This is a genomic window from Bradyrhizobium frederickii (assembly GCF_004570865.1).
Taxonomy (GTDB): domain Bacteria; phylum Pseudomonadota; class Alphaproteobacteria; order Rhizobiales; family Xanthobacteraceae; genus Bradyrhizobium; species Bradyrhizobium frederickii.
Map to the genome: position 1 here is coordinate 69,627 of NZ_SPQS01000003.1, position 23,253 is coordinate 92,879.

At 65.5% G+C, this 23,253-nt stretch carries 27 protein-coding genes; all 27 read left to right on the forward strand.

The window, feature by feature from the left end; all coding sequences use genetic code 11:
• Position 1 precedes the first annotated feature (1 nt).
• The 27 genes from E4K64_RS05790 to fliQ all read left to right on the forward strand — a co-directional run bounded on the left by E4K64_RS05790 (position 2) and on the right by fliQ (position 23,252).
• Positions 2 to 1,042: a flagellar motor switch protein FliG gene (locus E4K64_RS05790; protein ID WP_126255024.1), complete on the forward strand. Its 1,041-nt coding sequence runs from the start codon at positions 2 to 4 to the stop codon at positions 1,040 to 1,042.
• Positions 1,043 to 1,055: 13 nt separating this feature from the next.
• The gene (gene flhB / locus E4K64_RS05795) at positions 1,056 to 2,141 is read left to right on the forward strand and encodes a flagellar biosynthesis protein FlhB (RefSeq protein WP_135162603.1); all 1,086 of its coding nucleotides are present in this window, start codon (positions 1,056 to 1,058) and stop codon (positions 2,139 to 2,141) included.
• Positions 2,142 to 2,205: 64 nt separating this feature from the next.
• Entirely contained in the window at positions 2,206 to 2,607 is a 402-nt protein-coding gene (gene flgB, locus E4K64_RS05800; RefSeq protein WP_135162604.1) for a flagellar basal body rod protein FlgB, read from the forward strand.
• 11 nt (positions 2,608 to 2,618) lie between these two features.
• Entirely contained in the window at positions 2,619 to 3,035 is a 417-nt protein-coding gene (gene flgC, locus E4K64_RS05805) for a flagellar basal body rod protein FlgC (protein ID WP_018641261.1), read from the forward strand.
• 2 nt (positions 3,036 to 3,037) lie between these two features.
• On the forward strand, positions 3,038 to 3,367 hold the full coding sequence (gene fliE, locus E4K64_RS05810; protein ID WP_135162605.1) for a flagellar hook-basal body complex protein FliE: 330 nt from the start codon (positions 3,038 to 3,040) through the stop codon (positions 3,365 to 3,367).
• Positions 3,368 to 3,385: 18 nt separating this feature from the next.
• Positions 3,386 to 4,174 (forward strand): flagellar basal-body rod protein FlgG, encoded by a 789-nt coding sequence (flgG, locus tag E4K64_RS05815; RefSeq protein WP_126255029.1) that lies wholly within the window; start codon positions 3,386 to 3,388, stop codon positions 4,172 to 4,174.
• Positions 4,175 to 4,187: 13 nt separating this feature from the next.
• Positions 4,188 to 4,664, forward strand: a complete 477-nt coding sequence (gene flgA / locus E4K64_RS05820; RefSeq protein ID WP_167771828.1) for a flagellar basal body P-ring formation chaperone FlgA — start codon at positions 4,188 to 4,190, stop codon at positions 4,662 to 4,664.
• The gene (flgI, locus tag E4K64_RS05825; RefSeq protein ID WP_135162607.1) at positions 4,661 to 5,791 is read left to right on the forward strand and encodes a flagellar basal body P-ring protein FlgI; all 1,131 of its coding nucleotides are present in this window, start codon (positions 4,661 to 4,663) and stop codon (positions 5,789 to 5,791) included. The genes flgA and flgI overlap by 4 nt, the downstream gene beginning before the upstream one ends.
• 68 nt (positions 5,792 to 5,859) lie before the next feature.
• Positions 5,860 to 6,615 carry a MotE family protein gene (locus E4K64_RS05830; RefSeq protein WP_135162608.1) on the forward strand — a complete coding sequence of 252 codons (756 nt, stop codon included), beginning with the start codon at positions 5,860 to 5,862 and terminating at the stop codon, positions 6,613 to 6,615.
• Entirely contained in the window at positions 6,616 to 7,323 is a 708-nt protein-coding gene (gene flgH, locus E4K64_RS05835) for a flagellar basal body L-ring protein FlgH (RefSeq protein ID WP_135162609.1), read from the forward strand.
• Between the two features lie 42 nt (positions 7,324 to 7,365).
• Positions 7,366 to 7,809 carry a flagellar basal body-associated FliL family protein gene (locus E4K64_RS05840; protein WP_135162610.1) on the forward strand — a complete coding sequence of 148 codons (444 nt, stop codon included), beginning with the start codon at positions 7,366 to 7,368 and terminating at the stop codon, positions 7,807 to 7,809.
• Positions 7,806 to 8,546, forward strand: coding sequence for a flagellar type III secretion system pore protein FliP (gene fliP, locus E4K64_RS05845; protein ID WP_126255035.1), 741 nt, complete (start codon positions 7,806 to 7,808; stop codon positions 8,544 to 8,546). The genes E4K64_RS05840 and fliP overlap by 4 nt, the downstream gene beginning before the upstream one ends.
• Before the next feature lie 242 nt (positions 8,547 to 8,788).
• Positions 8,789 to 9,694: a flagellin N-terminal helical domain-containing protein gene (locus E4K64_RS05850; protein ID WP_135162611.1), complete on the forward strand. Its 906-nt coding sequence runs from the start codon at positions 8,789 to 8,791 to the stop codon at positions 9,692 to 9,694.
• 266 nt (positions 9,695 to 9,960) lie between these two features.
• A complete protein-coding gene (locus tag E4K64_RS05855; protein WP_135162612.1) occupies positions 9,961 to 10,872 on the forward strand; it encodes a flagellin N-terminal helical domain-containing protein in 912 nt (303 codons plus the stop codon).
• A 299-nt stretch (positions 10,873 to 11,171) separates the two neighbouring features.
• Positions 11,172 to 12,797 carry a flagellar basal-body MS-ring/collar protein FliF gene (fliF, locus tag E4K64_RS05860; RefSeq protein WP_167771829.1) on the forward strand — a complete coding sequence of 542 codons (1,626 nt, stop codon included), beginning with the start codon at positions 11,172 to 11,174 and terminating at the stop codon, positions 12,795 to 12,797.
• Positions 12,794 to 13,477, forward strand: a complete 684-nt coding sequence (locus E4K64_RS05865) for a hypothetical protein (RefSeq protein ID WP_135162614.1) — start codon at positions 12,794 to 12,796, stop codon at positions 13,475 to 13,477. Before fliF ends, E4K64_RS05865 begins: the two co-directional genes overlap by 4 nt.
• A 6-nt stretch (positions 13,478 to 13,483) precedes the next feature.
• The gene (locus tag E4K64_RS05870) at positions 13,484 to 14,785 is read left to right on the forward strand and encodes a MotB family protein (protein ID WP_135162615.1); all 1,302 of its coding nucleotides are present in this window, start codon (positions 13,484 to 13,486) and stop codon (positions 14,783 to 14,785) included.
• Positions 14,782 to 15,960 (forward strand): chemotaxis protein, encoded by a 1,179-nt coding sequence (locus tag E4K64_RS05875; RefSeq protein ID WP_135162616.1) that lies wholly within the window; start codon positions 14,782 to 14,784, stop codon positions 15,958 to 15,960. The genes E4K64_RS05870 and E4K64_RS05875 overlap by 4 nt, the downstream gene beginning before the upstream one ends.
• Complete coding sequence (gene fliK / locus E4K64_RS05880; protein ID WP_135162617.1) at positions 15,957 to 17,300, forward strand: flagellar hook-length control protein FliK; 1,344 nt, start codon at positions 15,957 to 15,959, stop codon at positions 17,298 to 17,300. Before E4K64_RS05875 ends, fliK begins: the two co-directional genes overlap by 4 nt.
• Positions 17,251 to 17,835, forward strand: coding sequence for a transglycosylase SLT domain-containing protein (locus tag E4K64_RS05885; RefSeq protein ID WP_135162618.1), 585 nt, complete (start codon positions 17,251 to 17,253; stop codon positions 17,833 to 17,835). Before fliK ends, E4K64_RS05885 begins: the two co-directional genes overlap by 50 nt.
• 121 nt (positions 17,836 to 17,956) lie before the next feature.
• Positions 17,957 to 19,186 carry a flagellar hook protein FlgE gene (locus tag E4K64_RS05890; protein WP_135162619.1) on the forward strand — a complete coding sequence of 410 codons (1,230 nt, stop codon included), beginning with the start codon at positions 17,957 to 17,959 and terminating at the stop codon, positions 19,184 to 19,186.
• Positions 19,187 to 19,220: 34 nt separating this feature from the next.
• Complete coding sequence (gene flgK / locus E4K64_RS05895; protein ID WP_135162620.1) at positions 19,221 to 20,696, forward strand: flagellar hook-associated protein FlgK; 1,476 nt, start codon at positions 19,221 to 19,223, stop codon at positions 20,694 to 20,696.
• Positions 20,697 to 20,699: 3 nt separating this feature from the next.
• On the forward strand, positions 20,700 to 21,746 hold the full coding sequence (locus E4K64_RS05900; RefSeq protein WP_135162621.1) for a flagellar hook-associated family protein: 1,047 nt from the start codon (positions 20,700 to 20,702) through the stop codon (positions 21,744 to 21,746).
• Positions 21,747 to 21,800: 54 nt separating this feature from the next.
• The gene (gene flaF, locus E4K64_RS05905) at positions 21,801 to 22,145 is read left to right on the forward strand and encodes a flagellar biosynthesis regulator FlaF (protein WP_167771830.1); all 345 of its coding nucleotides are present in this window, start codon (positions 21,801 to 21,803) and stop codon (positions 22,143 to 22,145) included.
• Positions 22,145 to 22,555 carry a flagellar biosynthesis repressor FlbT gene (gene flbT / locus E4K64_RS05910; protein WP_135162623.1) on the forward strand — a complete coding sequence of 137 codons (411 nt, stop codon included), beginning with the start codon at positions 22,145 to 22,147 and terminating at the stop codon, positions 22,553 to 22,555. Before flaF ends, flbT begins: the two co-directional genes overlap by 1 nt.
• A 14-nt stretch (positions 22,556 to 22,569) precedes the next feature.
• Positions 22,570 to 22,989: a flagellar hook assembly protein FlgD gene (flgD, locus tag E4K64_RS05915; protein ID WP_126255049.1), complete on the forward strand. Its 420-nt coding sequence runs from the start codon at positions 22,570 to 22,572 to the stop codon at positions 22,987 to 22,989.
• Complete coding sequence (gene fliQ, locus E4K64_RS05920; RefSeq protein WP_126255050.1) at positions 22,986 to 23,252, forward strand: flagellar biosynthesis protein FliQ; 267 nt, start codon at positions 22,986 to 22,988, stop codon at positions 23,250 to 23,252. Before flgD ends, fliQ begins: the two co-directional genes overlap by 4 nt.
• The last annotated feature ends 1 nt before the right edge of the window (position 23,253 follow it).

Here is a 23,253-nt window from a genome sequence, read left to right on the forward strand (position 1 = left end):
CATGGCGGCACAGGTCGGCATCGCCCCCATCAAGCAGCGAGGCGTTGCCACGCTGGGCGGAACGGAAAAGGTCGCGGCGCTCCTCCTGGCCATGGGCCGGCAGGCGGCCGCGAGCGTGCTTCAGCAGTTCGAGCCGCAGGAGATCCGCATCGTCACCAAGGCCGCGGCAGAGCTGCGGCCGATCACGGCGCAGGAGCTCGAGGGGATCGTCGAGGAGTTCGCCCAGCAGTTCTCGATGGGCGCCAACATCCTCGGCACGCTCGGCGGTCTCGAGGCCGTGCTCGGTGACGTGCTTCCGGCCGATCAGGTCTCCCAGATCATGTCCGATCTGCTCGGCAATTCGAGCCGGTCGGTGTGGGACCGCGTCTCGTCGGTGTCTGAAAACTCGCTCGCGAGCTACCTGTCCAAGGAGCATCCGCAGACCGCGGCGCTGATCCTGTCCAAGGTCAAGCCGGCCTGCGCCGCCAAGGTCATGAGCCAGCTGCCCTCGAGCCTGCGCAACGAATTGATGCGGCGCGTGCTGAGCCTCAAGCCGATCGTCGACGACGCCATGAGGGTGCTCGAGAAGACGCTGCACGAGGACCTGACGCTGAACTTCGCCCGCAACCTCGGCGCCGACACCTACGCCCGCGTCGCCGACATCATCAACAAGATGGAGCGCGGCCACATCGAGGACATGCTGAAGAGCCTGTCGGAAAAACGGCCGAAGTCGGCCGAGGTCCTGAAGGAGCTGCTGTTCACCTTCGACGACGTGACCAACCTGACGCCGAAGGCGCGCACCATGATCTTCGACCAGGTGCCGACCGATCGCATCGTCGTCGCACTGAAGGGAACCGACAAGCATTTCCGCGAACTGATCCTGTCCTCGGTCGCATCGCGCGTGCGCCGCGTCGTCGAGCACGAGCTCGCCATCGGCGAGCCGTCGAACCAGCGCGACGTGCTGGAGGCGCGGCGCGTGATCACCGATCTCGCGCTCGACCTCGCGGAGAAGGGCGAAATCGAGCTCAACCCCGAGCAGGAGGATGAGCTGGTCTTCCGCTGACCGCTGAACGGGCATGGCAGAAACATCCGATCAGGACAGCAAGACAGAAGAACCGACCGAGAAGAAAGTCCGTGACGCGCTCGAACAGGGCAAGATCCCGGTCTCTCGGGAGGCCTCCATTTTCGCCTCGATGGCCGCGCTGATGGTCATCCAGGCGTTCCTGATCGGCCAGGGCGTGCAGCAATTGACGCCGACATTGAAGAACCTGCTGGACGATCCCGAAGGCTTCCCGCTCTCCACCGGCGCGGACGCGCAGAACCTGCTCACCGTGGTCGGCCTCCAGGCGCTGCGCTTCCTGGTGCCGCTGGTCGTCATCCTCATGGTATTCGGGCTCGCCTCCCAGCTGCTGCAAAATGCGCCGCGCTTCGTGCTGGAGCGCATCAAGCCCGAATTGTCGCGAATCTCGCCGGTCAGTGGCTGGAGCCGGATCTTCGGAACGCGAGGGCTCGTCGAGTTCGCCAAGTCGCTGTTCAAGCTGGCCGCGGTGAGCTCCGTGGTCGTCTTCGTGCTGCGCTCCTCGGAGGCGAAGGCGTTCGAGGCCATGTACACCGATCCGGTCGCGCTGCCGGAGATGATCCTCAACATCGCGATGCGGATCGTCTCGGCAATCTGCATCGCGACCATCGTCCTGGTCGCGATCGATCTCGCCTGGGCGCGCTTCCACTGGCGGCGCGAGCTGCGCATGACCAAGCAGGAGATCAAGGACGAGCACAAGCAGGCCGAGGGCGATCCGCTGATCAAGGCTCGCCTGCGCTCGCTGGCCCGCGACCGCTCGCGGCAGCGGATGATCGCCTCCGCTGCGCGCGCGACGCTGGTGATCGCAAACCCGACGCACTTCGCGATCGCGCTGCGCTACAACCGCGAGGAAAATCCCGCTCCGCTCGTGGTGGCCAAGGGCATGGACGTGATCGCGTTGAAGATCCGCGAGGTCGCCGAGCAGAGCCGGATTCCGGTGATCGAGAACAAGGCGCTGGCGCGCGCGCTCTACGAAGCGGTCCAGGTCGATCAGGTGATTCCGGCGGAGTTCTTCCGCCCCGTCGCCGAGATCATCTACTTCCTTCAGTCGAAGCAGACGCCGCGCACCGAGAAGGTCCAGTAGAATTCCGAGGACGAGGTCCGGCCCAACAGCTTGACGAAAGCTTAACGCCCTAGGCTTCTCCCGAATGGACCAGAACGGGGCTGTCGTGGGACCGCTTTATCTCTTCGAACTCGCATCGTCGCAGGCGCGCTACCTCGAGCTCCGCCAGTCGACCATCGCAACCAACGTCGCCAACGCCAACACGCCGGGCTTCAAGGCGCGCGACGTCGAGCCCTTCAACAAGGTGCTCGACGGCATGCCGGTGCGGCTCGCCACGACGTCGCCGTCGCACCTGCAATTGTCCGCGGCCGAGACCGACACGCGCGCGACCGCGAAGAAGGACAGTTGGGAAGTGGTTCACTCCGGCAACTCCGTCAGCCTCGAGCAGGAAATGATCAAGGGCAGCGACGTCAATCGCGACTATTCGATGAATTCGGCGATCGTGCGGTCGTTCCACCGCATGGTCCTGTCGAGCGCAAAGGCCTGAGGTGAACTGACATGCTGGACTCACTGAGCGCCTCCCTGACGGTCGCGAGCTCCGGGCTCGAAGCGCAGTCGACGCGCATGCGCATCGTCTCGGAGAATCTCGCCAACGCGACCTCGACGGGGCGGACGGCCGGGGCCGATCCCTATCAGCGCAAGACCATCACGTTCGATGCCGCGATGGACCGCGCCTCGGGCGCGCAGCTCGCGAAGGTCAAGGAGATCGGCGTCGACACCACGCCGTACCGCGTCGAGTACGATCCCGGCCATCCCGCGGCCGACAAGGCCGGCTACGTCAAGTTGCCGAACGTCAACATGATGATCGAGATGGCCGACATGCGCGAAGTCAACCGGTCCTATGAAGCCAATCTCCAGGTCGTGAAACAGGTCAGGTCGATGCTCGGCATGACCATCGACCTCTTAAGGAGCTGACAATGCTTGAGGCGATTTCATCCACGGCGGTCTCCGCAGGACAGGCGGCGTCCCGCGCGACCGAGACGCAGGCGATCTCCCCCGCGGCGACGACGGCGATCCAGGCCGGTGACGATGTCGGCTTCGAATCGGTGATGAAGCAGGTGACGACCGACGCGATCGGGACGCTGAAGGCGGGCGAGGCGGCATCGATCTCGGCGATGCAGGGCAAGGAATCGACGCGGCGCGTCGTCGAAGCGCTGATGTCGGCGGAGCAGGCCCTGCAGACGGCGGTCGCGGTTCGCGACAAGGTCGTGCAGGCCTATCAGGAAGTCGTTCGGATGTCGATTTGATCTGAAGGAGTGGGTTAAGTGAAATCGCTCGCCATTGCGGCCACGGGCATGAACGCCCAGCAGACCAACATCGAAGTCATCGCGAACAACATCGCCAACATCAACTCGACGTCGTACAAGCGGGCGCGGGCGGAATTCACCGATCTGTTCTACCAGATGGACCGCATGCAGGGTGTGGCCAACGTCAACGGCTCCTCTCCGATTCCGGAAGGCGCCAATCTCGGCCTCGGCGTCAAGTCGGCGGCGATCCGCAAGCTGCACATCCAGGGCGCGCTGACGCAGACCGGAAATCCGTACGACATGGCGATCAACGGCCGCGGCTGGTTTCAGGTGCTCGGCCCCAACAACGAGGTGCAATACACCCGTGCGGGTTCGTTCAACACCAATGCCAACGGCCAGCTCGTTACGATCGACGGCTACCTGCTGGATCCCGCGATCACGGTGCCGCAGGGAACCGTCGAGGTCACGGTCAATGCCACCGGCCAGGTGTTTGCCAAGCTCGACACGGAAGTGAACCCGCGCCAGATCGGCCAGCTCAACCTTGCCAATTTCGCCAACGAAGCGGGCCTCGAGCCGCTGGGCAGCAATCTCTACAAGGAGACGACGGCGTCGGGCACGCCGGTGGTCGGGCTGCCGGGCGATGCCGGCTACGGCAAGATCAACCAGAAATATCTCGAAGCCTCGAACGTCGATCCGGTCAAGGAAATCACCGAGCTGATCTCGGCGCAGCGCGCCTATGAGATGAATGCCAAGGTCATCCAGGCCTCGGATGAAATGGCCCAGACGGTCTCGAAGGGCATGCGCTAGGTCCGGAGTCTCGATGTTGAACAGGATGGGCCTGATCGTGCGCGGGTTGGCCGTCGTGCTGCTGGTTCTGGCTTCGGTGCGCCTCGCCGTGGCCGAGGAGAAGCGGCTTCCCGTGCCGGCGGTTGCGATCCGCGCCGGCGAGCTGATCCGGGACGACATGATCACCGAGCGCGCCTTCGCGCCGAGCCTGCTCGGCGTTGCCATGTTCATCGAAGGGCGCCAGGTCCTGGTCGGCCGCATGGCGCGGCGCGCGCTGTTGCCGGGCCAGCCCATTCCCAGCAACGCGGTGGAAGATCCCTGGACCGTCGCCCGCGGCGCCATGGTCAAGGTCGTGGTGGAAGACAGCGGCCTGTCGATCGTCACCTACGGCTCGGCGATGCAGTCGGGTGCGGCCGGCGCGCTCATCCCGGTGCGCAATACCGATACCGGCGTGATCATCAGGGGCATCGTCCAGCCGGACGGCACCGTCAAGGTCGTGGACGGGTCATGACCAGGCTTCTGCTCGCGCTCGTCCTGCTGCTTTCGGCCGCCAGCGCCGATGCCGCCGTCCGCATCAAGGACATCGCGGACATCAAGGGTCTGCGCGAAAACCAGATCGTCGGCTACGGCCTCGTCATCGGCCTCAACGGCACCGGCGACACGCTTCGCAACGCGCCCTTCACGGAGCAGTCCCTGCAATCGATGCTCGAGAACATGGGCATCAACGTCAGGAACGAGACCACGAGCACCACCAATCCCCCGCGTCCGACCACGCTGCGCACGCGCAACGTCGCGGCCGTGATGGTGACTGCGGACCTGCCGCCCTCGATCGGGCCCGGCGAGCGCATGGACGTCACCGTGTCGTCGCTCGGCGATGCGACCTCTCTGCTCGGCGGCACGCTGGTCATGACGTCGCTGCGCGCGGCGGACGGTGCCGTCTACGCGGTGGCGCAGGGCGCGATCACGGTCGCCGGTTACAGCGTCGGAGGCCAGGCGCAGAATGTCAGCCAGGGCACGCCGACGGCTGGGCGCATCCCGAACGGTGCGCTGGTCGAACGCGAGGTGCAGGGAAGTCTCCGCGAGATGGAGTTCCTGGTGCTGGAGCTGAAGAACCCCGACTTCATCACCGCAACGCGCATCCTCGACGCCATCAACCGCTACGCCGGCGGTCGCTACCGCGCGCAGATCGCCTTCGAGCGCGACTACCGCACCATCGTGCTGTCGAAGCCGCGCCACATCGGCCCGGTGCGGTTCCTCGCCGAGATCGGCGAGCTCACGGTCGAGCCGGACACGCCGGCACGGGTGGTGATCAACGAGCGCACCGGCACGGTGGTGATCGGGCGCGACGTGCGGATCTCGACCGTTGCCGTGACGCACGGCAATCTGACGGTCCGTGTCACCGAGATGCCCGTGGTGTCGCAGCCGGCGCCGTTCTCGCGAGGCCAGACGGTGGTGGTCCCGCAGACCATGGTCGAGGCCAACGAGGCCGGGTCGCAGGTGGCGATCCTCAGCGGTGTCGACCTGCAGCGCCTGGTGCGCGGGCTGAACCAGATCGGCCTGAAGCCGTCCGGCATCATTGCGATCCTCCAGGCGATCAAGACCGCTGGCGCGCTCCAGGCCGATGTCATCGTGCAGTGATGCATAAGCGTCGTGCAAGCTTGGTCGCTCAATGCTCGGGTCTGAAAGCGAGAATCGCGCACCGCCCGATGCTGAAGCTGGATCACAAAGCCACACTCCTCCTGCTGGTCGCGGCATCGATGCTGGCGAGCGCGTCGCCCGTGCGCGCCCTGGACGAGGCCAGGCCCTCCAAGCCGCTCAACCTGCTCTCCTTCGCGCGCGGCCGCGCGTCCGGACCGCAGAAGCCGCTGCCGGACGCGGCAGTGCCAGGCGACAATGCGTCGATCCGGGCGACCGCATGGGCGGCCGAAGATTCGGGGCCCGCAACCACCGGCGCGATGCCCGCTTCGGAGCCGCCAGCACCCACGCCGGCGCGGCCGGCCAAGCCCGGCAGCGTCACGGCGCCGCCGAAGCCCGCGCCGCCGCAGGCCGCGGCGTCCGCGGACAACGAAGTCGCCCTGTTCTGCAGCAACGTTGCCGATCCCGCCGTCGATGCGAGGCTGGCCTGGCAGCTCAAGGAATTGGAGAAGGCCGAGAGCCTGCTCCGCGAGCGGATCGCCGAGGTCGAGGCCAAGCGTGCCGAATATGAAAAGTGGATGGCGCTGCGCGACGACTTCCTGAAGAAGGCCGAAGCGAGCGTCGTCGAGATCTATTCGCGCATGAAGCCCGAAGCCGCCGCGACCCAGATTGCCGGCATGGCGGACGAGACCGCTGCCGCCGTGCTTGCCAAGCTCAGCCCGAGGAGCTCGAGCGCGATCTTCAACGAGATGGAGACGGCGCGCGCGGCGCACCTCGCCGACCTGCTGGGCGGAATGCGCCGCGTGGATGACGGAAAGACCAAATAGATGAAGAAGCCGATCCTCATCCTCCCGCTCATCCTGGGCTCGGTGCTCCTGGGCGGATGCTTTCACGATCCAGCCGAGGTCCTGACCGGCCCGCAAATGTCGCCGGTCGGCAGCGGCCTGAGGACCCAGGCCGATCCGATCCCGGTGACGCCGCGCATGCGCACGCCCGTCAGCTATCGCTCGACCTGGGACGACGGCACCGATCTCTACCGCGATCCCCGCGCCCGGCGCACCGGCGACGTGGTCACGGTGATCATCTCGATGCAGGACAAGGCCAAGCTCGACAACAAGACCGGCCGCTCGCGCGATTCGCAGGTCAAGTTCGGGCTCGACTGGCTGATGGACGTCGCGGGATGGAGCGACAAGGGATCGACCAACGCCAACCTCAGCGCCAACACCCAGATCAAGGGTAACGGCCAGATCGACCGCACCGAGGACATCAAGCTCTCGATCGCCGCCATCGTCACCGACGTGCTGCCGAACGGCAATATGATGATCAGCGGCTCGCAGGAGTTTCGCGTCAACACCGAGATGCGCGTGCTCAACGTCGGCGGCATCGTGCGCCCGCGCGACATCTCGCGGGCCAACACGATCTCCTACGACAAGATCGCCGAGGCGCGCGTGTCCTATGGCGGTCGCGGAAATCTGTCCGACGTGCAGCAGCCTGGATGGGGACATCGGATCTATGACGCCGTGGCACCATTCTGAAGTTCGCGCCGGTCTGGCCGTGTCGCCAGGGCAGGGGACGTCATGCGCCTGATTGCGGCCATCGTGGTGCTGACCCTGGTCGCGATCGGTGCGGGCGCGCTGGCCGGCCTGCACCTGTTTGCGGCCGCCGAGCGCGTCGCCGACGCGAAGAAGAGCGCGACCCCGCCGCCGGTCGCGTCGAGCTACGCCGGCAGCGCGCGGCTCAGGAAATTGTCTCCGATCGTGACCAACCTCGCCGCGCCGGCGAATAATTGGGCCCGCATCGAAGCCTCCATGGTGACAGAGAGCATGAGCGACGAGGACGCCGGCATCCTGGCCGCCCATATCAGCGAGGACATCGTCACCTACTTGAGGTCCGCGTCGGTGGCGCAGTTCGAGGGATCGCGCGGGCTTCAGCATCTGCGCGACGACCTGACCGAGCGCGCCGCCATCCGCTCGTCGGGCAAGGTCCGCGAATTGATCATTGAGACGTTGGTGATCCAGTGAGAGTGAAAGTCCTGCTGCTGGCGCTGATCATGGTCGTTCTGCCCGAAGTGGCGCTCGCCCAGATCCCGGACCTCAACTCGCTGCTGCCGCCCGGGAACGGCTCGACCAGCGGCCGGATCATCCAGCTGATGGCCCTGATCACGGTGCTGTCGGTGGCGCCGGGGCTGCTCATCATGGTGACGAGCTTCACGCGATTTGCGGTGGCGCTGTCGTTCCTTCGCGCTGGGCTCGGCCTGCAGACCACGCCGGCCAATCTGGTGCTGATCAGCCTCGCGCTGTTCATGACCTTCTACGTGATGGCGCCGACCTTCGACCGGGCCTGGGAGACCGGCGTCCAGCCGCTGATGAAGAACGAGATCTCGGAAGAGCAGGCCTATCTGAAGATCACGGATCCGTTCCGCGAGTTCATGCTGGCCCATGTCCGCGACAAGGATCTCCAGACCTTCGAATCGCTCGCCGCGGAGAGCTTTCGCAAGAAGTTCGACGACAAGCGTGTCGATTTGCGCGTCATCATCCCGGCCTTCATGATCTCCGAGCTGAGGCGTTCGTTCGAGATCGGATTCCTCATCATCCTGCCGTTCCTGGTGATCGACATGATCGTGGCGACGCTGACCATGTCGATGGGCATGATGATGATGCCGCCGACGATCCTCGCGCTGCCGTTCAAGATGCTGTTCTTCGTGCTGATCGACGGCTGGAATCTGCTCGCCTCGGGGCTGGTGCGCTCCTTCTCATAAACCGCGGGCGATCGCCGGCCGGCTCGTTATGGTTAGCGGAAAGTAATATTAACCATATGATATTGCTGCGCAATTCAGGCCTGCCTTAATCCGGCGGCAAGATTCGGCGTGCTAGCAAGGCGTCACGGCGGGTTGGACCTCACCCACATCAGTCCAAAGGCATGATGCCGCCCCTCTGTACCGGTGCAAGCCCGGTATGTCCCCTGATGAAAATGTAACGCGTACATAAAGGGACATTCGCAATGTCAAGCCTGCTCACGAACTCGTCCGCCATGACCGCGCTCCAGACCCTTCGGTCTGTCAGCTCGCAACTCTCCACCACGCAGAGCCGGATCTCCACCGGCCAGCGCGTGGCGACCGCCTCGGACAACGCCGCCTACTGGTCGATCGCGACCTCGATGCGCGCCGACAACGCCGCGCTCTCCGCCGTCTCCGACTCGCTCGGTCTGTCGGCCGCCACCGTCGACACCGAGTACACCGCGCTGAACAAGGTGCTCGGCGACAGCAATTCCGGCCTGACCAAGCTCCAGTCGCTGCTGGTCGAAGCCAAGACCGCCGGTATCGATCGCAGCAAGATCCAGTCGGAAATCACCCAGATCCAGCAGGACATGAAGAACGTCGCCGGCGCGGCGACCTTCAACGGCGTCAACTGGCTGAGCACGAACGCTACCACCCCGGCGACCGTCAATCTGGTGTCGTCGTTCTCGCGCGTCGGCGCCACGCCGACCACCAGCTCGATCACGGTGACCGTCGCCAATTACTCGCTCTACACCTCGACCACGAGCGGCATCCTGGACACGGTGACCGGCAGCGCGTCGGTCGACACCATCAACATCGGTGCGCTGACCGACTCGGCGGCCGACCAGACCACGCTCGACGGCTACATCGCGCAGGTCACCGCAGCGATCGGTACGGTCGCTTCGGGCGCCGCCAATCTCGGCGCCATCAAGAACCGTATCTCGAACAACTCGGAGTTCGTGAAGTCGCTGATGGACTCGGTGGATCGCGGTATCGGCCAGCTCGTCGACGCCGACATGAACCAGGAGTCGACGCGCCTCGCGGCTCTCCAGGTCCAGCAGCAGCTCGGCGTTCAGGCGCTCTCGATCGCCAACAACAACAGCCAGAGCATCCTGTCGCTGTTCCGCTAAGTCCCAGACGCTCTGCGGAGGGGCCGCGCTTCTTACGAAGCGTGGCCCTTTCGTTTGGCGCGACGCCGCGCCATGATTCCGGCTGCCCTGTTGCAGAGAGATCACGGCGCCACAAGCCCCGCGCAAGCTACGCCGGCTAGTCTGGCCGCTACGACGGGTTGGGTTCATGCGCAATTCCGCAGCCCAAAGGCATGATGCCGCCCTGTCGTACCGGTGCAAGCCCGGTATGTCCCAAAATCCAATCTGCTTTCAAAGGGACATCAAAGATGGCTTCCAGCCTGCTTACCAACTCCGCTGCAATGACTGCGCTCCAGACCCTCCGGAATGTCAGCGCCAGCCTGCAGACGACCGAAAACCGCATCTCCACCGGCCAGCGCGTTTCGACCGCTTCGGACAACTCGGCCTATTGGTCGATCGCGACCTCGATGCGCGCCGACAACGCCGCGCTCTCCGCCGTCTCCGACTCGCTCGGTCTGTCGGCTGCGACCGTCGACACCGAGTACACCGCTCTCAACAAGGTCATCGGCGACCAGAACTCCGGCCTGACCAAGCTGCAGGCGCTGCTGGTCGAAGCCAAGACCGCCGGTATCGACCGCACCAAGATCCAGGCTGAAATCACCCAGATCCAGCAGGACATGAAGAACGTAGCCAACGCGGCGACGTTCAACGGCGTGAACTGGCTGAGCACCAACGCCACCACCCCGGCGACGGTCAACCTGGTGTCGTCGTTCTCGCGCGTCGGCGGCACGCCCACGATCAACACCATCACGGTGACGGTCGCCAACTACTCGCTCTACACCTCGACCACGGCCGGCATCCTGGATACGGTGACCGGCAGCGCGTCGGTCGACACCATCAACATCGGTGCGCTGACCGACTCGGCGGCCGACCAGACCACTCTCGACGGCTACATCGCGCAGGTCACCGCCGCGATCAACACGGTCAGCCAGTCCGCCGCCAACCTCGGCGCCATCAAGAACCGCATCTCGAACAACTCGGAGTTCGTGAAGTCGCTGATGGACTCGGTGGATCGCGGTATCGGCCAGCTCGTCGACGCCGACATGAACGCGGAATCGACCCGGCTCCAGGCGCTGCAGACCCAGCAGCAGCTCGGCGTTCAGGCGCTCTCGATCGCCAACCAGAACAGCCAGAGCATCCTGTCGCTGTTCCGCGGCTAAGCGGCGCTTTCGAAAACGACCGTGCTCCCTCAGGGAGCACGGTCCCCGCCGTGACCGGCGAATATGGCGGCACATGACGTGCCCGCAATCGACCCGCCCCCAGATCTCATATGCCGCGCCACAACCGATCGCACCATGATGCGCCCGGGGCTTCGCGCGTTCCGCCGGCTGATTGCCGTCCTCCCGTTTTGTAAATTTGCAACGCGGTGCCTGCGAACTGACACCGTCATGTCCTCGCGCAACCTTCAGACAAGGTTGGCAGCGGAGTGTCCTCTCCGTTCGCATTGGTACGAGGTCAAATGCTCAGTCGTGCGCAGATACAGCAACTGCTCAACAATCTGCTGGAGCTTGGGCCGCGACGCCTGATGGCCTTGGGATTGATCGGCTTCGCCGTTCTCGTCACCGTCGTCGGCGGGGCGTACTATCTGAGCCGGCCTGAATTCGAGACGCTCTATACCGGCCTTACCCGCGAGGACGTGACGCGCATGGGCGCGGCGCTGCGCGAGCAGAACATCACCTTCGACGTCAATACGGCCGGAGACGCGCTCTCGGTGCGTCCGAGCCAGACCATGCAGGCGCGGATGCTGCTCGCCGAGAAGGGGCTGCCGACCAGCGCCAATTCCGGCTACGAGCTGTTCGACAAGATCGGCTCGCTCGGCCTCACCTCGTTCATGCAGGAGGTCACCAAGCTCCGCGCGCTGGAAGGCGAGATCGCACGCACGGTACAGCTGATGAAGGGCGTCAAGGCGGCGCGGGTGCATATCGTGCTGCCGGTGCGCGGCTCGTTCCGCGCCACGCAGCAGCCGCCTTCGGCCTCGGTCGTGCTGCGCACCGACGGCGCGATCGAGGCGCGCACGGCGCAGTCGATCCGTCATCTCGTCGCCGCCGCCATTCCAGGCATGAGCCGCGACAAGGTCACGGTGCTGGATGCCGACGGCTCGATGCTGCTCGCGGAAGAGGACGAGGCCAGCGCCGCGCCGACCAAGATGGCGAGCCTCCAGAAGACGGTCGGCGGTATGGTGCAGGAGAACATCCGCAAGGCGCTGACGCCGTATCTGGGCCTCGACAATTTCGAAGTCAGCGTCGCGCCGCAACTCTCCACCGACAAGAAGCAGATCAACGAGACCGTCTACGATCCGGAGAGCCGCGCCGAGCGTTCGGTGCGGAACGTGCGCGAGAAGGAATCGTCGCAGAATGCCGATCGTTCGACGCCGACGACGGTGCAGCAGAACCTTCCCGACCAGCAGGTGAACGCCGGCGGCGGCAAAAACTCCAGCGAGGACAAGACCCGCCGCGAGGACGTCACCAATTTCGAGGTCTCGTCCAAGACCACGACCACGGTGAGCGACGGCTATTCGGTGAAGAAGCTCTTCATCGCCGTCCTGGTCAATCGCGCGCGGCTGGTCGCCGATCTCGGCGACAAGACCAACCAGGCCATCGTCGACAGCAAGCTCGCCGAGATCAGCCAGCTCGCGGCGACGGCCGGCGGGCTGGACAAACAGCGCGGCGACCAGATCCAGGTGACGGCCGTCGACTTCATCGAGGGCTCGCGCGAACTGGCGCCGGTGCCCCCGATCAGCTTCGTCGAGATGATCAACAAGCAGCTCGGCAGCGTCATCAACGCGGTGACGATCCTGGCCGTTGCGTCGATGCTGGTCTGGTTCGGATTGCGGCCGGCGGTCAACGGCATTCTGACCCATCGCGCCGAGCAGGAGCAGGTGGAGGCCGCCGAGGCCGCGGAGCTAGAATCCGCCGCCGCCCTGGCGCTGGCCGAAAGTCAGGACCCCGAGCTCAACCTCGTCGAGGACCTCGAAGGCAAGATGCAGCGTACGCCGCAGAAGCGGCTGGAGCAGATCGTTCGGCTCGATCAGGCGCAGGCGGCCGCGATCCTTAAAGACTGGATGCGGCGCGAGGAGGCGGCATGAACGCGGCAATCGGAAAGCTCCTGACGCAGTTCGACGCGAACGGCCGGGCCAAATCACCACCGCCTCCGCCGCCCAGGAGCCAGGACCTGCTGACCAGGCCGAAGGAGGCCGTGCGCGAACCTCAGCCGCAGCTTCAGGCTCAGCCGCAGCCTGCGCCCCAGCCGGCGCCGAAGGCGGAAGCCCCGCCGGCCAATCTGCTGGACGACGCCTATCGGCGCGGCCATGCGGCCGGCGTTGCGGAAGGCGACGCCAGGCTCGCCGAGGAGCGCGTCCGTAGCGCGATCCGGCTCGGCGAGGAGCGCGCCAAATGGTCCGACCAGCAGGCGGTCGCAATCGTCAGCGGCTTCGAGGCGGCTTGCCGCGAGATCGAGACCAACATCGCAAGCTCGGTTGCGCGGATCTTGCTGCCCTTTCTTGCTGACGCGGTCCGCGACAAGGCGATCGGATCGCTGGTCGAGCAGATCGCGGTGCTCACGGGCAGCTCGTCCGCGCCGGCGTTCAAGGTCACCGGCCCAAGCGAGCTGCTCGACCTCGTGAAGACGCAGCTCGAGGGGGCCAGGCGAATCGGCATCGAGTACGAGGCGGCCGAGGCGCTCGAGGTTCGTGTCGTGGCGGACCAGACCGTGATCGAGACCCAGATCTCGGTCTGGAGCGAACGCCTGAAGGCAGCGCGCCGGTAATCCGCCATGGAAGAGGTCAAGCATGAGCTCGTGATCGTCCGCCGGCGCAGCGCCTTCGCCGAGGAGGCGCATCACGGTGGCGTATGGAAGATCGCTTATGCGGACTTCATGACCGCGATGATGGCTTTCTTCCTGGTCATGTGGCTGCTCAACGCGCTCAACCAGGACCAGAAGCAGGTGGTCGCGAGCTATTTCAACCCGATCAAGCTCGCGGAGAACGCGCCTGCCCCGAAGGGCCTCAAGGATCTTTCCAAGAAGGAGCCGTCGTCGTTCGAAGGGCAGGACGGCAAGCGTCAGCCGGCCGGTCCGAGCGAAGAACGCCGCGGCGATTCCCCGACCGCGGAGAAGCCGCCCTTCTATGAAGAGAAGGTGCTGTTCCGCGATCCCTACGCGACCCTCGCCGAGATCGCGAGCAGCGCGAACCAGGCCTCGGGCCAGCGGCGCGCCGGCGCGCTGACGTCCGCCGAAGAGGATGGCCTCAAGGGCGGCGACGCCTACCGCGATCCGTTTGACCCCGGCTATTGGAAGCTGGCGCCGCAAGCCTCTAGGGACGCGGATCGCATGATCGAGAGCGAGTCCAAGCCGAATGCCTCCGCGCCCGCCACCAATCAGGGCGAGCAGCCCGCGCGTCGTGCCAAGGCGAACGATGCCGGCGGAAGCGCGGCTTCCAGCGCGGACGCCTCGTCCGCAAGCCTGTCGCCTCTGCTGCCGCCGGGGCCCGCGCCGGCGCAATCCCCACGCGAGGGCAGCGCCCAAACCACCGTTCAAGCCAACGCTGCCGCGCAAGCGCGTCAGAGCGAGACGGCGAAGGAAACCGAGCCGCGCGATGCGGTCCAGATCCAGCAGCCGACCGTCAAGCAGCTTCAGTCCGCGATCGCGGACGCGCTGTCGGACATCAAGGCCGGCGCAGGACCGGCGGCCGAGGTTCGTCAGGTCGAGGAGGGCCTCCTGATCAGCCTGACCGACGATGCGAGCTTCGGCATGTTCGCGGTCGGCTCGGCCGAGCCGCGGCCCGAGCTCATCCGTGTGATCGACAAGATCGGGCCGTTGCTGACGAAGCGGCAGGGTATGATCATCGTCCGCGGCCATACCGATAATCGGCCGTATCGCTCGGAGACTTACGACAATTGGCGACTGTCGACCGCCCGCGCCCAGATGGCCTATTACATGCTGGTTCGCTCCGGCGTCGACGCACAACGGATCGAGCATGTCGAAGGTTACGCCGATCGGCGGCCGAAGCTTCCGAACGATCCCGCGGCCGCGCAGAACCGCCGGATCGAGATCCTCGTCCGTGAGAAGCGCCCTTGATCAGGCCGCTCCTCTGCGCCGCTCTGCTGCTCCTGCCGTTCACGGCGGCGAACCTGCGGGCTCAGCCCGCGCGCCAGCCGGGCGAGCCCTATGAACTGGTCCGCGCGCTGCAGGCGGTGCAGGACGGCATCGCCAACGGCGACACCGCCGCGCATGGCAGCCACGTCGCGCTGATCCGCCAGATCGGAGAGAAGTTTCTCGCCGCCGACCCTGGCGTGTGGGCCAATCCGCAGAACAGCCAGGCCGTGGTGATCTACCTGCTCAGCGGCGGCGCGCCGCAAATCGTCCGCAAGCTGCCGCGCGACAGGATGAGCGTGGACGAGCGGCTGTTCAATGGTGCGCTCGCCTATGTCGAGGGGCGTCAGGAGGAGGCGCGGGAGCTGCTCAAGGACGTCAAGCCGCGGACGCTCTCCTCGGGCCTGGGCGGACAGGTCGCGCTGGTCCAGGGCGCGTTGTTCGCGCGTGCCGAGGCATCATTCGCGATCGAGCGGCTGGACGACGCGCGCCTGCTTCTGCCCGGAACGCTGGTGGAGGAGGCGGCGCTGCGGCGCGAGATCCTGCTGGTCGGGCAGGCGGAGGACTTCGACAAGTTCGAGTTCCTGACGCTGGCCTATCTCCGCCACTACCGCAACTCGATCTATGCCGGTGATTTCTGGCAGCGCTTCTCCACCGGCCTGACGCAATCGAGCCTGGCGCTCGACGAGCGCCGCTTCGCGCGGATCGCAGCCATGCTGGAGAAGATCGAGCGCGCGAGCCGCCTCAAGCTCTATCTCGTGATCGCGCGCGCTGCGATGGTGCGCGGGCAGCTGGCCGTGACGCGGCTTGCCGGCGAGCGGGCGCTGACGCTGAGCGACGACGCCTCCGCCGATCGCGAGCGGGCGCATTTCTTCCGCGGCGCCGCGCGTGCGCTCACCGACGAATATGACGGCGGTCTCGCCGAACTGAAGGCCCTCGACCGGTCGAAGCTGCCCGATCGCGACATCCCGCTTCTGAATGCCACGGTGCAGCTCGCGCTCGACGTGCGCAAGCCGTTCCCGGGCGGAGCCGCCGCTGCTGCCGACAAGCCCCCGGCAACGCCGGCGCGTCTCGATCTGGCGTCATCGACCGTGACGCTCGCGCGCGCGAAGAAGCAGCTGGGCGAACTCGAACTCCTCACCAGGGACCGCCGTCCATGACCAAGCTCAGTGGAACATCCGGACAGCTTTTTTCAGGCCTCGCCGAGAGCCTCAACATGCGCGGGACATCGCGCGCGGCAAAGAGCGCCGGCGCCAGATCGCAGGCAAGCGCCTCGTTCAACGATCTGCTTCACACCGTCTCGAACCTCGCCAAGCAGGCTCTGAATGACGACGGCAGCGACACGGCCGCGAAGGCAGGGCCCCTGCGCGCGCGCCTGGCTCATCCGACCGAGAAGGAGAAGAAGGACGCGACGGTGCACGAGCGCATCGCGACGCCCGAGCGACCAAGGCCCGCAGAGGAGTCCTCCGACAAGAAGGCCGACAGGCCGTCGGTGAAACAACGGCCGGACGATCATGTCGCCAGGGCGGAGGTTCAGGACCAGTCGGGCATTGCCGTGGCGGTCGCACAGGAGATCGCCGCCGCGCCTGTCGCGAGGCCGCAGATGCAATGGCAATCCCCCGACAGGAACGCGCCTGCGGCCGACGAGCGGTCCCCCGCGACGAAGCGCGAGGTTCAAGGTACGGCGAAGGCGGTGGCCGCCGATAACGCCCTGTCCGGCGACGCTCCGACCGCCGCGCGCTCGCAGGCAGCGGCGTCGCAAGCGACGGCCGCGCCGCAACCCTTGCCTGCACAAGGCGGTGAACCGTCGCGCGCAATGCCCGCGACATCCGGCTTCGAGGCGGTCACGGCCAATGTCGAGCGCGCCGCCAAGACCGCCGGGCGTGACGCACTGCCCGAGACGACCAAGGTCACTGTGGTCCAGCAGGAGACCCATCTGCCCCCGGCGCAATTCAACGCCCCGCAGCAGGTCGCCAATGCGGTCGTCGCCGAGTTGAGGGACCCCGCTGCTCCGACGGCGCCCGCAGCGCCCGATCTCGCGGCGTCCCAGACCAATGCGCCGGATCAGCCGCTCAAGATCCTGACCATCAATCTGGAGCCGCCCGCGCTCGGCAACGTCACCGTCCGCCTCCGTCTCGTCGGCACCGAAGTGTCCGTCCATCTCGCGGCCGAGCGCAGGGACACCAGTCAGATGCTGGACCAGCAGCGCGACCAGATCCGCGATCTCATGCAGTCGGCGGGCTATGTGGCCGACGTCGCGCCGGTCCAGCACGGCTCGCTGGACGGTTTCCAGAGCGGCTCCGGCCAGTCGCAGCCGCAGCTCTCCAGCCAGCAACAACCCTCGTCGCAGTCGCAAGGAACGTTCGACGGTGCCGGCACGCCGTCGGGGCAGTCCGACGGCGGCGCCAGACAGGCCCGGCAGGAGCGCCAGTCCAACCAGGAGACGCCTCATGACCAGGAACTGGGCCAGCAGAATCGCCGCGGCCCTGTTTATCTGTAACGCCGGCGCCGCGGCAGCGGCGGCGCCCGACAACGCGCGCTCCTGCGAGCGCGAGATGGCGCGCGCGGCCCAGCAGCACGGGATTCCGCTCGGCATTCTCTATGCGGTCGGCCTCACCGAGACCGGGCGGCGCGGCGCGCTGCATCCCTTCGCGCTGGGGGCCGACGGCCAGACCGTCTTTGCCAAGGACATGAACGACGCGATGGCGAATTTCGAGGCGATGCGGAGCAAGGGGATCAAGCTGATCGATCTCGGCTGCATGCAGATCAACCATCATTATCACGGCGACAAGTTCGCTTCGGTGCGGGCGATGTTCGATCCCGCCAGAAACGTCGATTACGCGGCGCGTTTCCTGAAAGAGCTGAAGCAGCGCGAGGGCAGCTGGACCATGGCGGTCGCGCGCTACAATGCCGGTCCCAACAATCAGCCGGCGCAGAAGCGCTATGTCTGCCACATCGTCGCGCATCTCGTCTCCAGCGGCTTCGGTGCCTGGACCGACAGGGCCCGCACGTTCTGTCAGCCGAAAGCGACCTGACATGACGGCCTGAAGCAACAAGTGACGGCACGACGACAGGTTGCGCATCGCTCGCAATCATCAGCCCCGCGCAAGCAAGACCCCGCATTGTAGCTGCAACCTACCAAAGGAGCCTCCTTTCATGAGCCTGTATGGTGTTATGCGCACCGGCGTTTCCGGGATGAACGCGCAGTCCAACAAGCTGTCGACGGTCTCGGACAACATCGCCAACGTCAACACGACCGGTTACAAGCGGGCTTCCACCGAGTTCTCCTCGCTGATCCTCAAGAGCGGCTCGGGCAATTACGATTCCGGCGCGGTCGAGACCACGGTCCGCTACGCCATCTCCGACCCCGGCAACTACCACTTCACGACGTCGACGACGGATCTCGCGGTCCAGGGCAACGGCTTCTTCGTGGTGCAGGACGCGAACGGAAACAACTTCCTCACCCGCGCCGGCGCGTTCGTGCCCGACAACACCGGCAACCTCGTCAACACCGCCGGCTTCCAGCTGATGGGCTACAACATCGCGAACGGCGGCGTGCCCAATGTCGCCGCCAACGGCTTCGGCGGTCTCCAGGTCATCAACGTCAACCAGATGGCGCTCCAGGCCGCACCGTCGACCAAGGCGACCGTGGCCGCCAATCTCGATCCGAGCGCCACCGCGATCGCGGCGCCGGCAGGACCCGCCAATTACACGTCGAAGACGTCGATGGTGACCTACGACAACATCGGCAACGCCGTGACGCTCGACGTCTACGCCGCCAAGACGGGCGCCAATACCTGGGATATCCAGGTCTACAACGGCGCCACCGCGCTGACCACCGCCGGCCCCGCGACCACGTTCACCTTCGACGTCTCTGCGACCGGCAAGGGTAAACTGGCCGCAGCGAGCCCGACGTCGCTCACGGTCGCGATCCCCGGCGGTTCCGCGGCCTTCAATATCGATCTGTCGGCGATGACCCAGGTCGCTGCCGCCTTCGACTTCAAGGCGACGGTCGACGGCAACGCTCCGTCCGCCGTGGAGAAGGTGAATATCGACGACAAGGGTGTCGTCACCGCCGTGCTCAAGAACGGCACCACGCTGCCGAGCTTCCAGATCGCCCTCGCCACCGTGCCGAGCCCGGACCATCTGACGCCCGAGGTCGGCAACGTCTATTCGCCCAACCTGGAGTCCGGAAACGTGCAGGTCGGCCTCGCCGGCCAGGGCGGTCTCGGCACCGTCAAGTCCGGCGCGCTGGAAGATTCCAACGTCGATCTCGCGGACGAGCTGACCTCGATGATCGAAGCCCAGCGCGGCTTCACCGCGAACTCGAAATCGTTCCAGACCGGCGCCGACCTGCTCGACGTCGTCGTCAACCTGAAGCGCTGAACAATTCGGCGCTCGTTTCGGGCAAGGGCACCTCATGTCCATTACCGCCGCACTCAACTCCGCCCGCTCCTCGCTGATGGCGTCGGGCATCCAGTCGGCGACGATCTCGCGCAACATCGCCGGGGCCAGCGCCCCCGGCTATTCGCGCAAGCTCACCATGCTGGACAATTTTCCCGGCGCCGGCGTCTATGTCGCGGCGATCCAGCGCGCAGCCTCTTCCGGCCTCTACAGCAACGTCCTGACCGCGACGTCGTCGTCCGCCAAGCAGAGCGTGATCTATGACGGCCTGCAGAAGATCGCGGTCGCGACGGTGGACGACCCCGAGCTCGAACAGTCGCCAACCGCCCAGCTCAACAAGCTGAAGCAGGCGCTGCAGCAATACGCCAATTCCACCGACAATGCGACCCTGGCGCAGGCCGCCGTGACGTCCGCCAAGGACATGGTGACCGCGCTCAACCAGGCCACCAAGACCGTGCAGTCGGTTCGCGAGGGAGCGGACGTCGACATGGCGACATCGGTCGCCACCATCAACCAGCTGCTGACCCAGTTCGAGACCGTCAATACCGCGATCGTGAAGGGCACGATCACCGGCGACGACGTCACCGACTATCTCGACCAGCGCGACAGCATCGTCGCAAAGCTGTCGCAGGAGGTCGGCGTCACCATGTCGCTCCGTCCCAATGGCGATGCGGCGCTCTATACCGACAGCGGCGTCGTGCTGTTCGACAAGACGGCGCGCGCGGTGAGCTTCACGCCGACCAACGCCTACACGGCCGGCACCACAGGCAATGCCGTCTTCATCGACGGCGTTCCGGTGACCGGTGCCAATTCCGTCATGCCGCTCAAGTCCGGCAAGCTCGCCGGCCTTGCCCAGCTGCGCGACCAGGACACGGTGACGTATCAGAGCCAGCTCGACGAAATCGCGCGCGGCCTGATCGATGCCTTCAAGGAGGTCGATCAGTCCGCCAGCGCGCTGCCCGACGTGCCCGGCCTCTTCACCTATCCCGGCGCGCCCGCAATGCCCGCCAGCGCCACCATCTCGGTGGGTCTTGCCGGCACGATCGCGGTCGCTGCATCGGTCGATCCGGCCGCGGGCGGCAACCCCAACCTTCTGCGCGACGGCGCCATCAGCGGCAGCGCCGCCTATAATTACAATACGACCGGCAACGCCGGCTTCTCGACGCGGCTCCATCAGCTCATCGACAACATGAACGCGCCGCAGCCGTTCGACGTCACCGCTCAAGGCAAGCCGAGCGGCAGCGTGATCGAGTTCGCCTCGTCCTCGGCGAGCTGGATCGAAAGCCATCGCAAGGCCGCGGACGACAACGTCAAGTACCAGAACACGCTGCTCGACCGCAGCACCGCTGCGTTGTCCAACGTCGCCGGTGTCAACATGGACGACGAGATGTCGTTGATGCTCCAGGTCGAGCGCACCTATTCGGCATCGTCGAAGATCATTTCGACCGTCGACGAGATGTTGCAGAGCCTGCTGGCCGCCGTGGGGAATTAAGTCATGATGAGCGCGAACTACGTCTCGACCCTGATGCTGTCGTCGTCTTTGAGGTCGTCGATCACGAACAATCAGAGCGCGCTGACCAAGGCTTCGAAGGAGGCGACCACCGGCCGTTTCGCCGATGTCGGCCTCGAGCTCGGCACCGGAACGGGCCGCGATGTGGCGCTGCGGGCCGATTTCAACTTCGCCGATCAGCTGGTCGACACCAACGAGCTGGTTTCGGGGCGCCTCGACGTGACCCAGAACCGGATCACCCAGCTCGGCACGACCGCGTCGGAATTCCTCAAGAACCTGATCGCGGCCCGCGATGCCGACAGCGGCGCGAAGATCATCCTGCCGAGCGCGTCGGCGAACCTCCAGGACCTGATCGGTGCGCTCAACGTCTCCTACAACGGGTCGTATCTGTTCGGCGGCATCAACACGCAGACCGTCCCGGTCACGAGCTACGCGGCCGGCTCGGCCAGCAAGAACCAGGTCGATGCGGACTTCCTGGCGACGTTCGGCTTCTCGCAGTCCGCGGCAGGCGTCAGCACGATCACGCCGGCGCAGATGCAGAATTTCCTCGACAACGTGCTCGATCCCGAGTTCGCAAGCCCGGCCTGGAACACGAATTGGTCGGCGGCCACGGACCAGACGCTGTCGAGCCGCATCTCCACGACCGAGGTCGTTGACAGCTCGGTCAGCGCCAACCAGCCCGGCTTCCGCAAGCTGGCCGAGGCCTACACCATGCTCACCGATCTCGGCAACACTGGCCTGAGCAAGGACACGTTCCAGGTCGTCGTCGACAAGGCCATCAGTCTGGTCAGCGGTGCGATCAACGATCTCGCCGTGCTCGGCGGGACCGTCGGATCGATCCAGCAAAGGGTCACCGGCGCATCCGAGAAGCTGAAGATCCAGAAGGACATCCTCAACAACCAGATCGTCCAGATGGAGGCGGTCGACCCGACCGAGGCTTCGGTCCGGGTCAACACCTTGCAGACCCAGATCAAGACGGCGCTCGCGCTCACCTCGCAGCTCCAGCAGATCAGCCTCATCAACTATCTCTAAAGTCCGGTTCGCAACCTTGTCCTGTTATTCGGTCTCCTGCGCAGAGTGGTTCTGATGACGTTTGAAGCCTATGAATCGGTCGTCGACGAGAGTGGCTTTGAAGCGCGGGGCCGCGAGCGGCAGGCGCTCAGCCTCGGCATCGATCGGCTCGAACGACTCCAGAAGGGGCGCTTCAGCCTCGAGGACCTGGTCGAGAGCCTGCTCTATGTGCGGCGGCTCTGGACGATCTTCATCGAGGATCTCTCGCACCCGGAAAACGGGCTGCCGGACAAGCTGCGCGCCGACATCATCTCGATCGGCCTGTGGGTCGTCAAGGAAGCCGATCGCCTTCGCGAGGAGAGATCGAACGACGTGATGCAGCTCATCGAAATCAACCGCCTGATCCGAGACGCGCTTTGATGAAAGTCTCATTGCGGGCGGGCGAACGCATCTACATCAACGGCGCGGTGCTTCGCGTGGACCGCAAGGTCTCCGTCGAACTCGTCAACGACGTGATGTTCCTGCTCGAAGGGCAGGTCATGCAGGCGTCCGACGCCACCACGGCGCTGCGGCAGCTCTATTTCATCGTCCAGCTCATGCTGATGAATCCGACCGACATCCGCGACGCCGCGGCGCTCTACGCGCAGCATCACGCCGCCCTGTGTGCCGTGTGCGAGAGCCGCGAGATGCTGGACGGCCTCGGCGCGGTCGACGAGCTGGTCCAGGCGACGCGTTACTTCGAGGCGCTCAAGCGGATCCGGGCCCTGTTCCCGGTGGAGCAGGCAATCCTGGCCGGCGCCACCCCCGTTTCCCCCGTCGAGGCTGCCTGACAGCGGAGAGAGACATGAACGTCACCAGCGCGACCGATACGACCGGCAAGTCCGATTTGACCAGCCAGACCACGACGACGTCGAGCAACAGCGTCGACTACAACACGTTTCTTCAGCTCCTGATCGCCGAGATGAAGAACCAGGATCCGACCAATCCGATGGACACTTCGCAATATATGAGCCAGTTCGCCCAGCTCTCGACGGTCGAGCAGGCGATGCAGACGAACTCGAAGTTGGACGCGCTGCTGTCGTCGCAGTCCTTGTCGCAGGCCAACGGCCTGATCGGGAAGACCGTCAGCTTCACCGACTCCACCGGTGCCAGCTTCAGCGGCAAGGTCGTTTCGGTCGCCATCAACAGCGACGGCTCCATCGCGACCCTCCAGGACGGCACCAAGGTCGCGGTCGGGCCCGGACTTACGATCAGCCAGTCATGAACGAACGCGACGCTCTCGATATCGTCCAGGCGGCGATCTGGACCATCATCGTCGCCTCCGGGCCCGCGGTCGGCGCCGCGATGCTGGTCGGCACCGTGATCGCGCTGATCCAGGCCCTCACCCAGATCCAGGAGATGACGCTGACCTTCGTTCCGAAGATCATCGTCATTCTGCTGGTCGTTGCCGTCTCCGGTTCCTTCATCGGCGCCCATCTCTCCACCTTCACCGAGATGGTCTATTCGCGGATCGAGCACGGCTTCTGAT

Excerpts from the sequence above, each read along its gene's own strand:
- flgD (WP_126255049.1), top strand. The coding sequence starts at position 22,570 with ATGAACGTCACCAGCGCGACCGATACGACCGGCAAGTCCGATTTGACC.
- flgB (WP_135162604.1), top strand. The coding sequence starts at position 2,206 with ATGGACCAGAACGGGGCTGTCGTGGGACCGCTTTATCTCTTCGAACTC.
- E4K64_RS05890 (WP_135162619.1), top strand. The coding sequence starts at position 17,957 with ATGAGCCTGTATGGTGTTATGCGCACCGGCGTTTCCGGGATGAACGCG.
- flhB (WP_135162603.1), top strand. The coding sequence starts at position 1,056 with ATGGCAGAAACATCCGATCAGGACAGCAAGACAGAAGAACCGACCGAG.
- E4K64_RS05790 (WP_126255024.1), top strand. The coding sequence starts at position 2 with ATGGCGGCACAGGTCGGCATCGCCCCCATCAAGCAGCGAGGCGTTGCC.
- fliE (WP_135162605.1), top strand. The coding sequence starts at position 3,038 with ATGCTTGAGGCGATTTCATCCACGGCGGTCTCCGCAGGACAGGCGGCG.
- E4K64_RS05830 (WP_135162608.1), top strand. The coding sequence starts at position 5,860 with ATGCTGAAGCTGGATCACAAAGCCACACTCCTCCTGCTGGTCGCGGCA.
- E4K64_RS05900 (WP_135162621.1), top strand. The coding sequence starts at position 20,700 with ATGATGAGCGCGAACTACGTCTCGACCCTGATGCTGTCGTCGTCTTTG.
- E4K64_RS05855 (WP_135162612.1), top strand. The coding sequence starts at position 9,961 with ATGGCTTCCAGCCTGCTTACCAACTCCGCTGCAATGACTGCGCTCCAG.
- flaF (WP_167771830.1), top strand. The coding sequence starts at position 21,801 with ATGACGTTTGAAGCCTATGAATCGGTCGTCGACGAGAGTGGCTTTGAA.
- E4K64_RS05850 (WP_135162611.1), top strand. The coding sequence starts at position 8,789 with ATGTCAAGCCTGCTCACGAACTCGTCCGCCATGACCGCGCTCCAGACC.
- fliF (WP_167771829.1), top strand. The coding sequence starts at position 11,172 with ATGCTCAGTCGTGCGCAGATACAGCAACTGCTCAACAATCTGCTGGAG.
- E4K64_RS05885 (WP_135162618.1), top strand. The coding sequence starts at position 17,251 with ATGACCAGGAACTGGGCCAGCAGAATCGCCGCGGCCCTGTTTATCTGT.
- flgC (WP_018641261.1), top strand. The coding sequence starts at position 2,619 with ATGCTGGACTCACTGAGCGCCTCCCTGACGGTCGCGAGCTCCGGGCTC.
- flgH (WP_135162609.1), top strand. The coding sequence starts at position 6,616 with ATGAAGAAGCCGATCCTCATCCTCCCGCTCATCCTGGGCTCGGTGCTC.
- E4K64_RS05870 (WP_135162615.1), top strand. The coding sequence starts at position 13,484 with ATGGAAGAGGTCAAGCATGAGCTCGTGATCGTCCGCCGGCGCAGCGCC.
- fliK (WP_135162617.1), top strand. The coding sequence starts at position 15,957 with ATGACCAAGCTCAGTGGAACATCCGGACAGCTTTTTTCAGGCCTCGCC.
- flgI (WP_135162607.1), top strand. The coding sequence starts at position 4,661 with ATGACCAGGCTTCTGCTCGCGCTCGTCCTGCTGCTTTCGGCCGCCAGC.
- E4K64_RS05840 (WP_135162610.1), top strand. The coding sequence starts at position 7,366 with ATGCGCCTGATTGCGGCCATCGTGGTGCTGACCCTGGTCGCGATCGGT.
- fliQ (WP_126255050.1), top strand. The coding sequence starts at position 22,986 with ATGAACGAACGCGACGCTCTCGATATCGTCCAGGCGGCGATCTGGACC.
- flbT (WP_135162623.1), top strand. The coding sequence starts at position 22,145 with ATGAAAGTCTCATTGCGGGCGGGCGAACGCATCTACATCAACGGCGCG.
- flgK (WP_135162620.1), top strand. The coding sequence starts at position 19,221 with ATGTCCATTACCGCCGCACTCAACTCCGCCCGCTCCTCGCTGATGGCG.
- flgA (WP_167771828.1), top strand. The coding sequence starts at position 4,188 with ATGTTGAACAGGATGGGCCTGATCGTGCGCGGGTTGGCCGTCGTGCTG.
- E4K64_RS05865 (WP_135162614.1), top strand. The coding sequence starts at position 12,794 with ATGAACGCGGCAATCGGAAAGCTCCTGACGCAGTTCGACGCGAACGGC.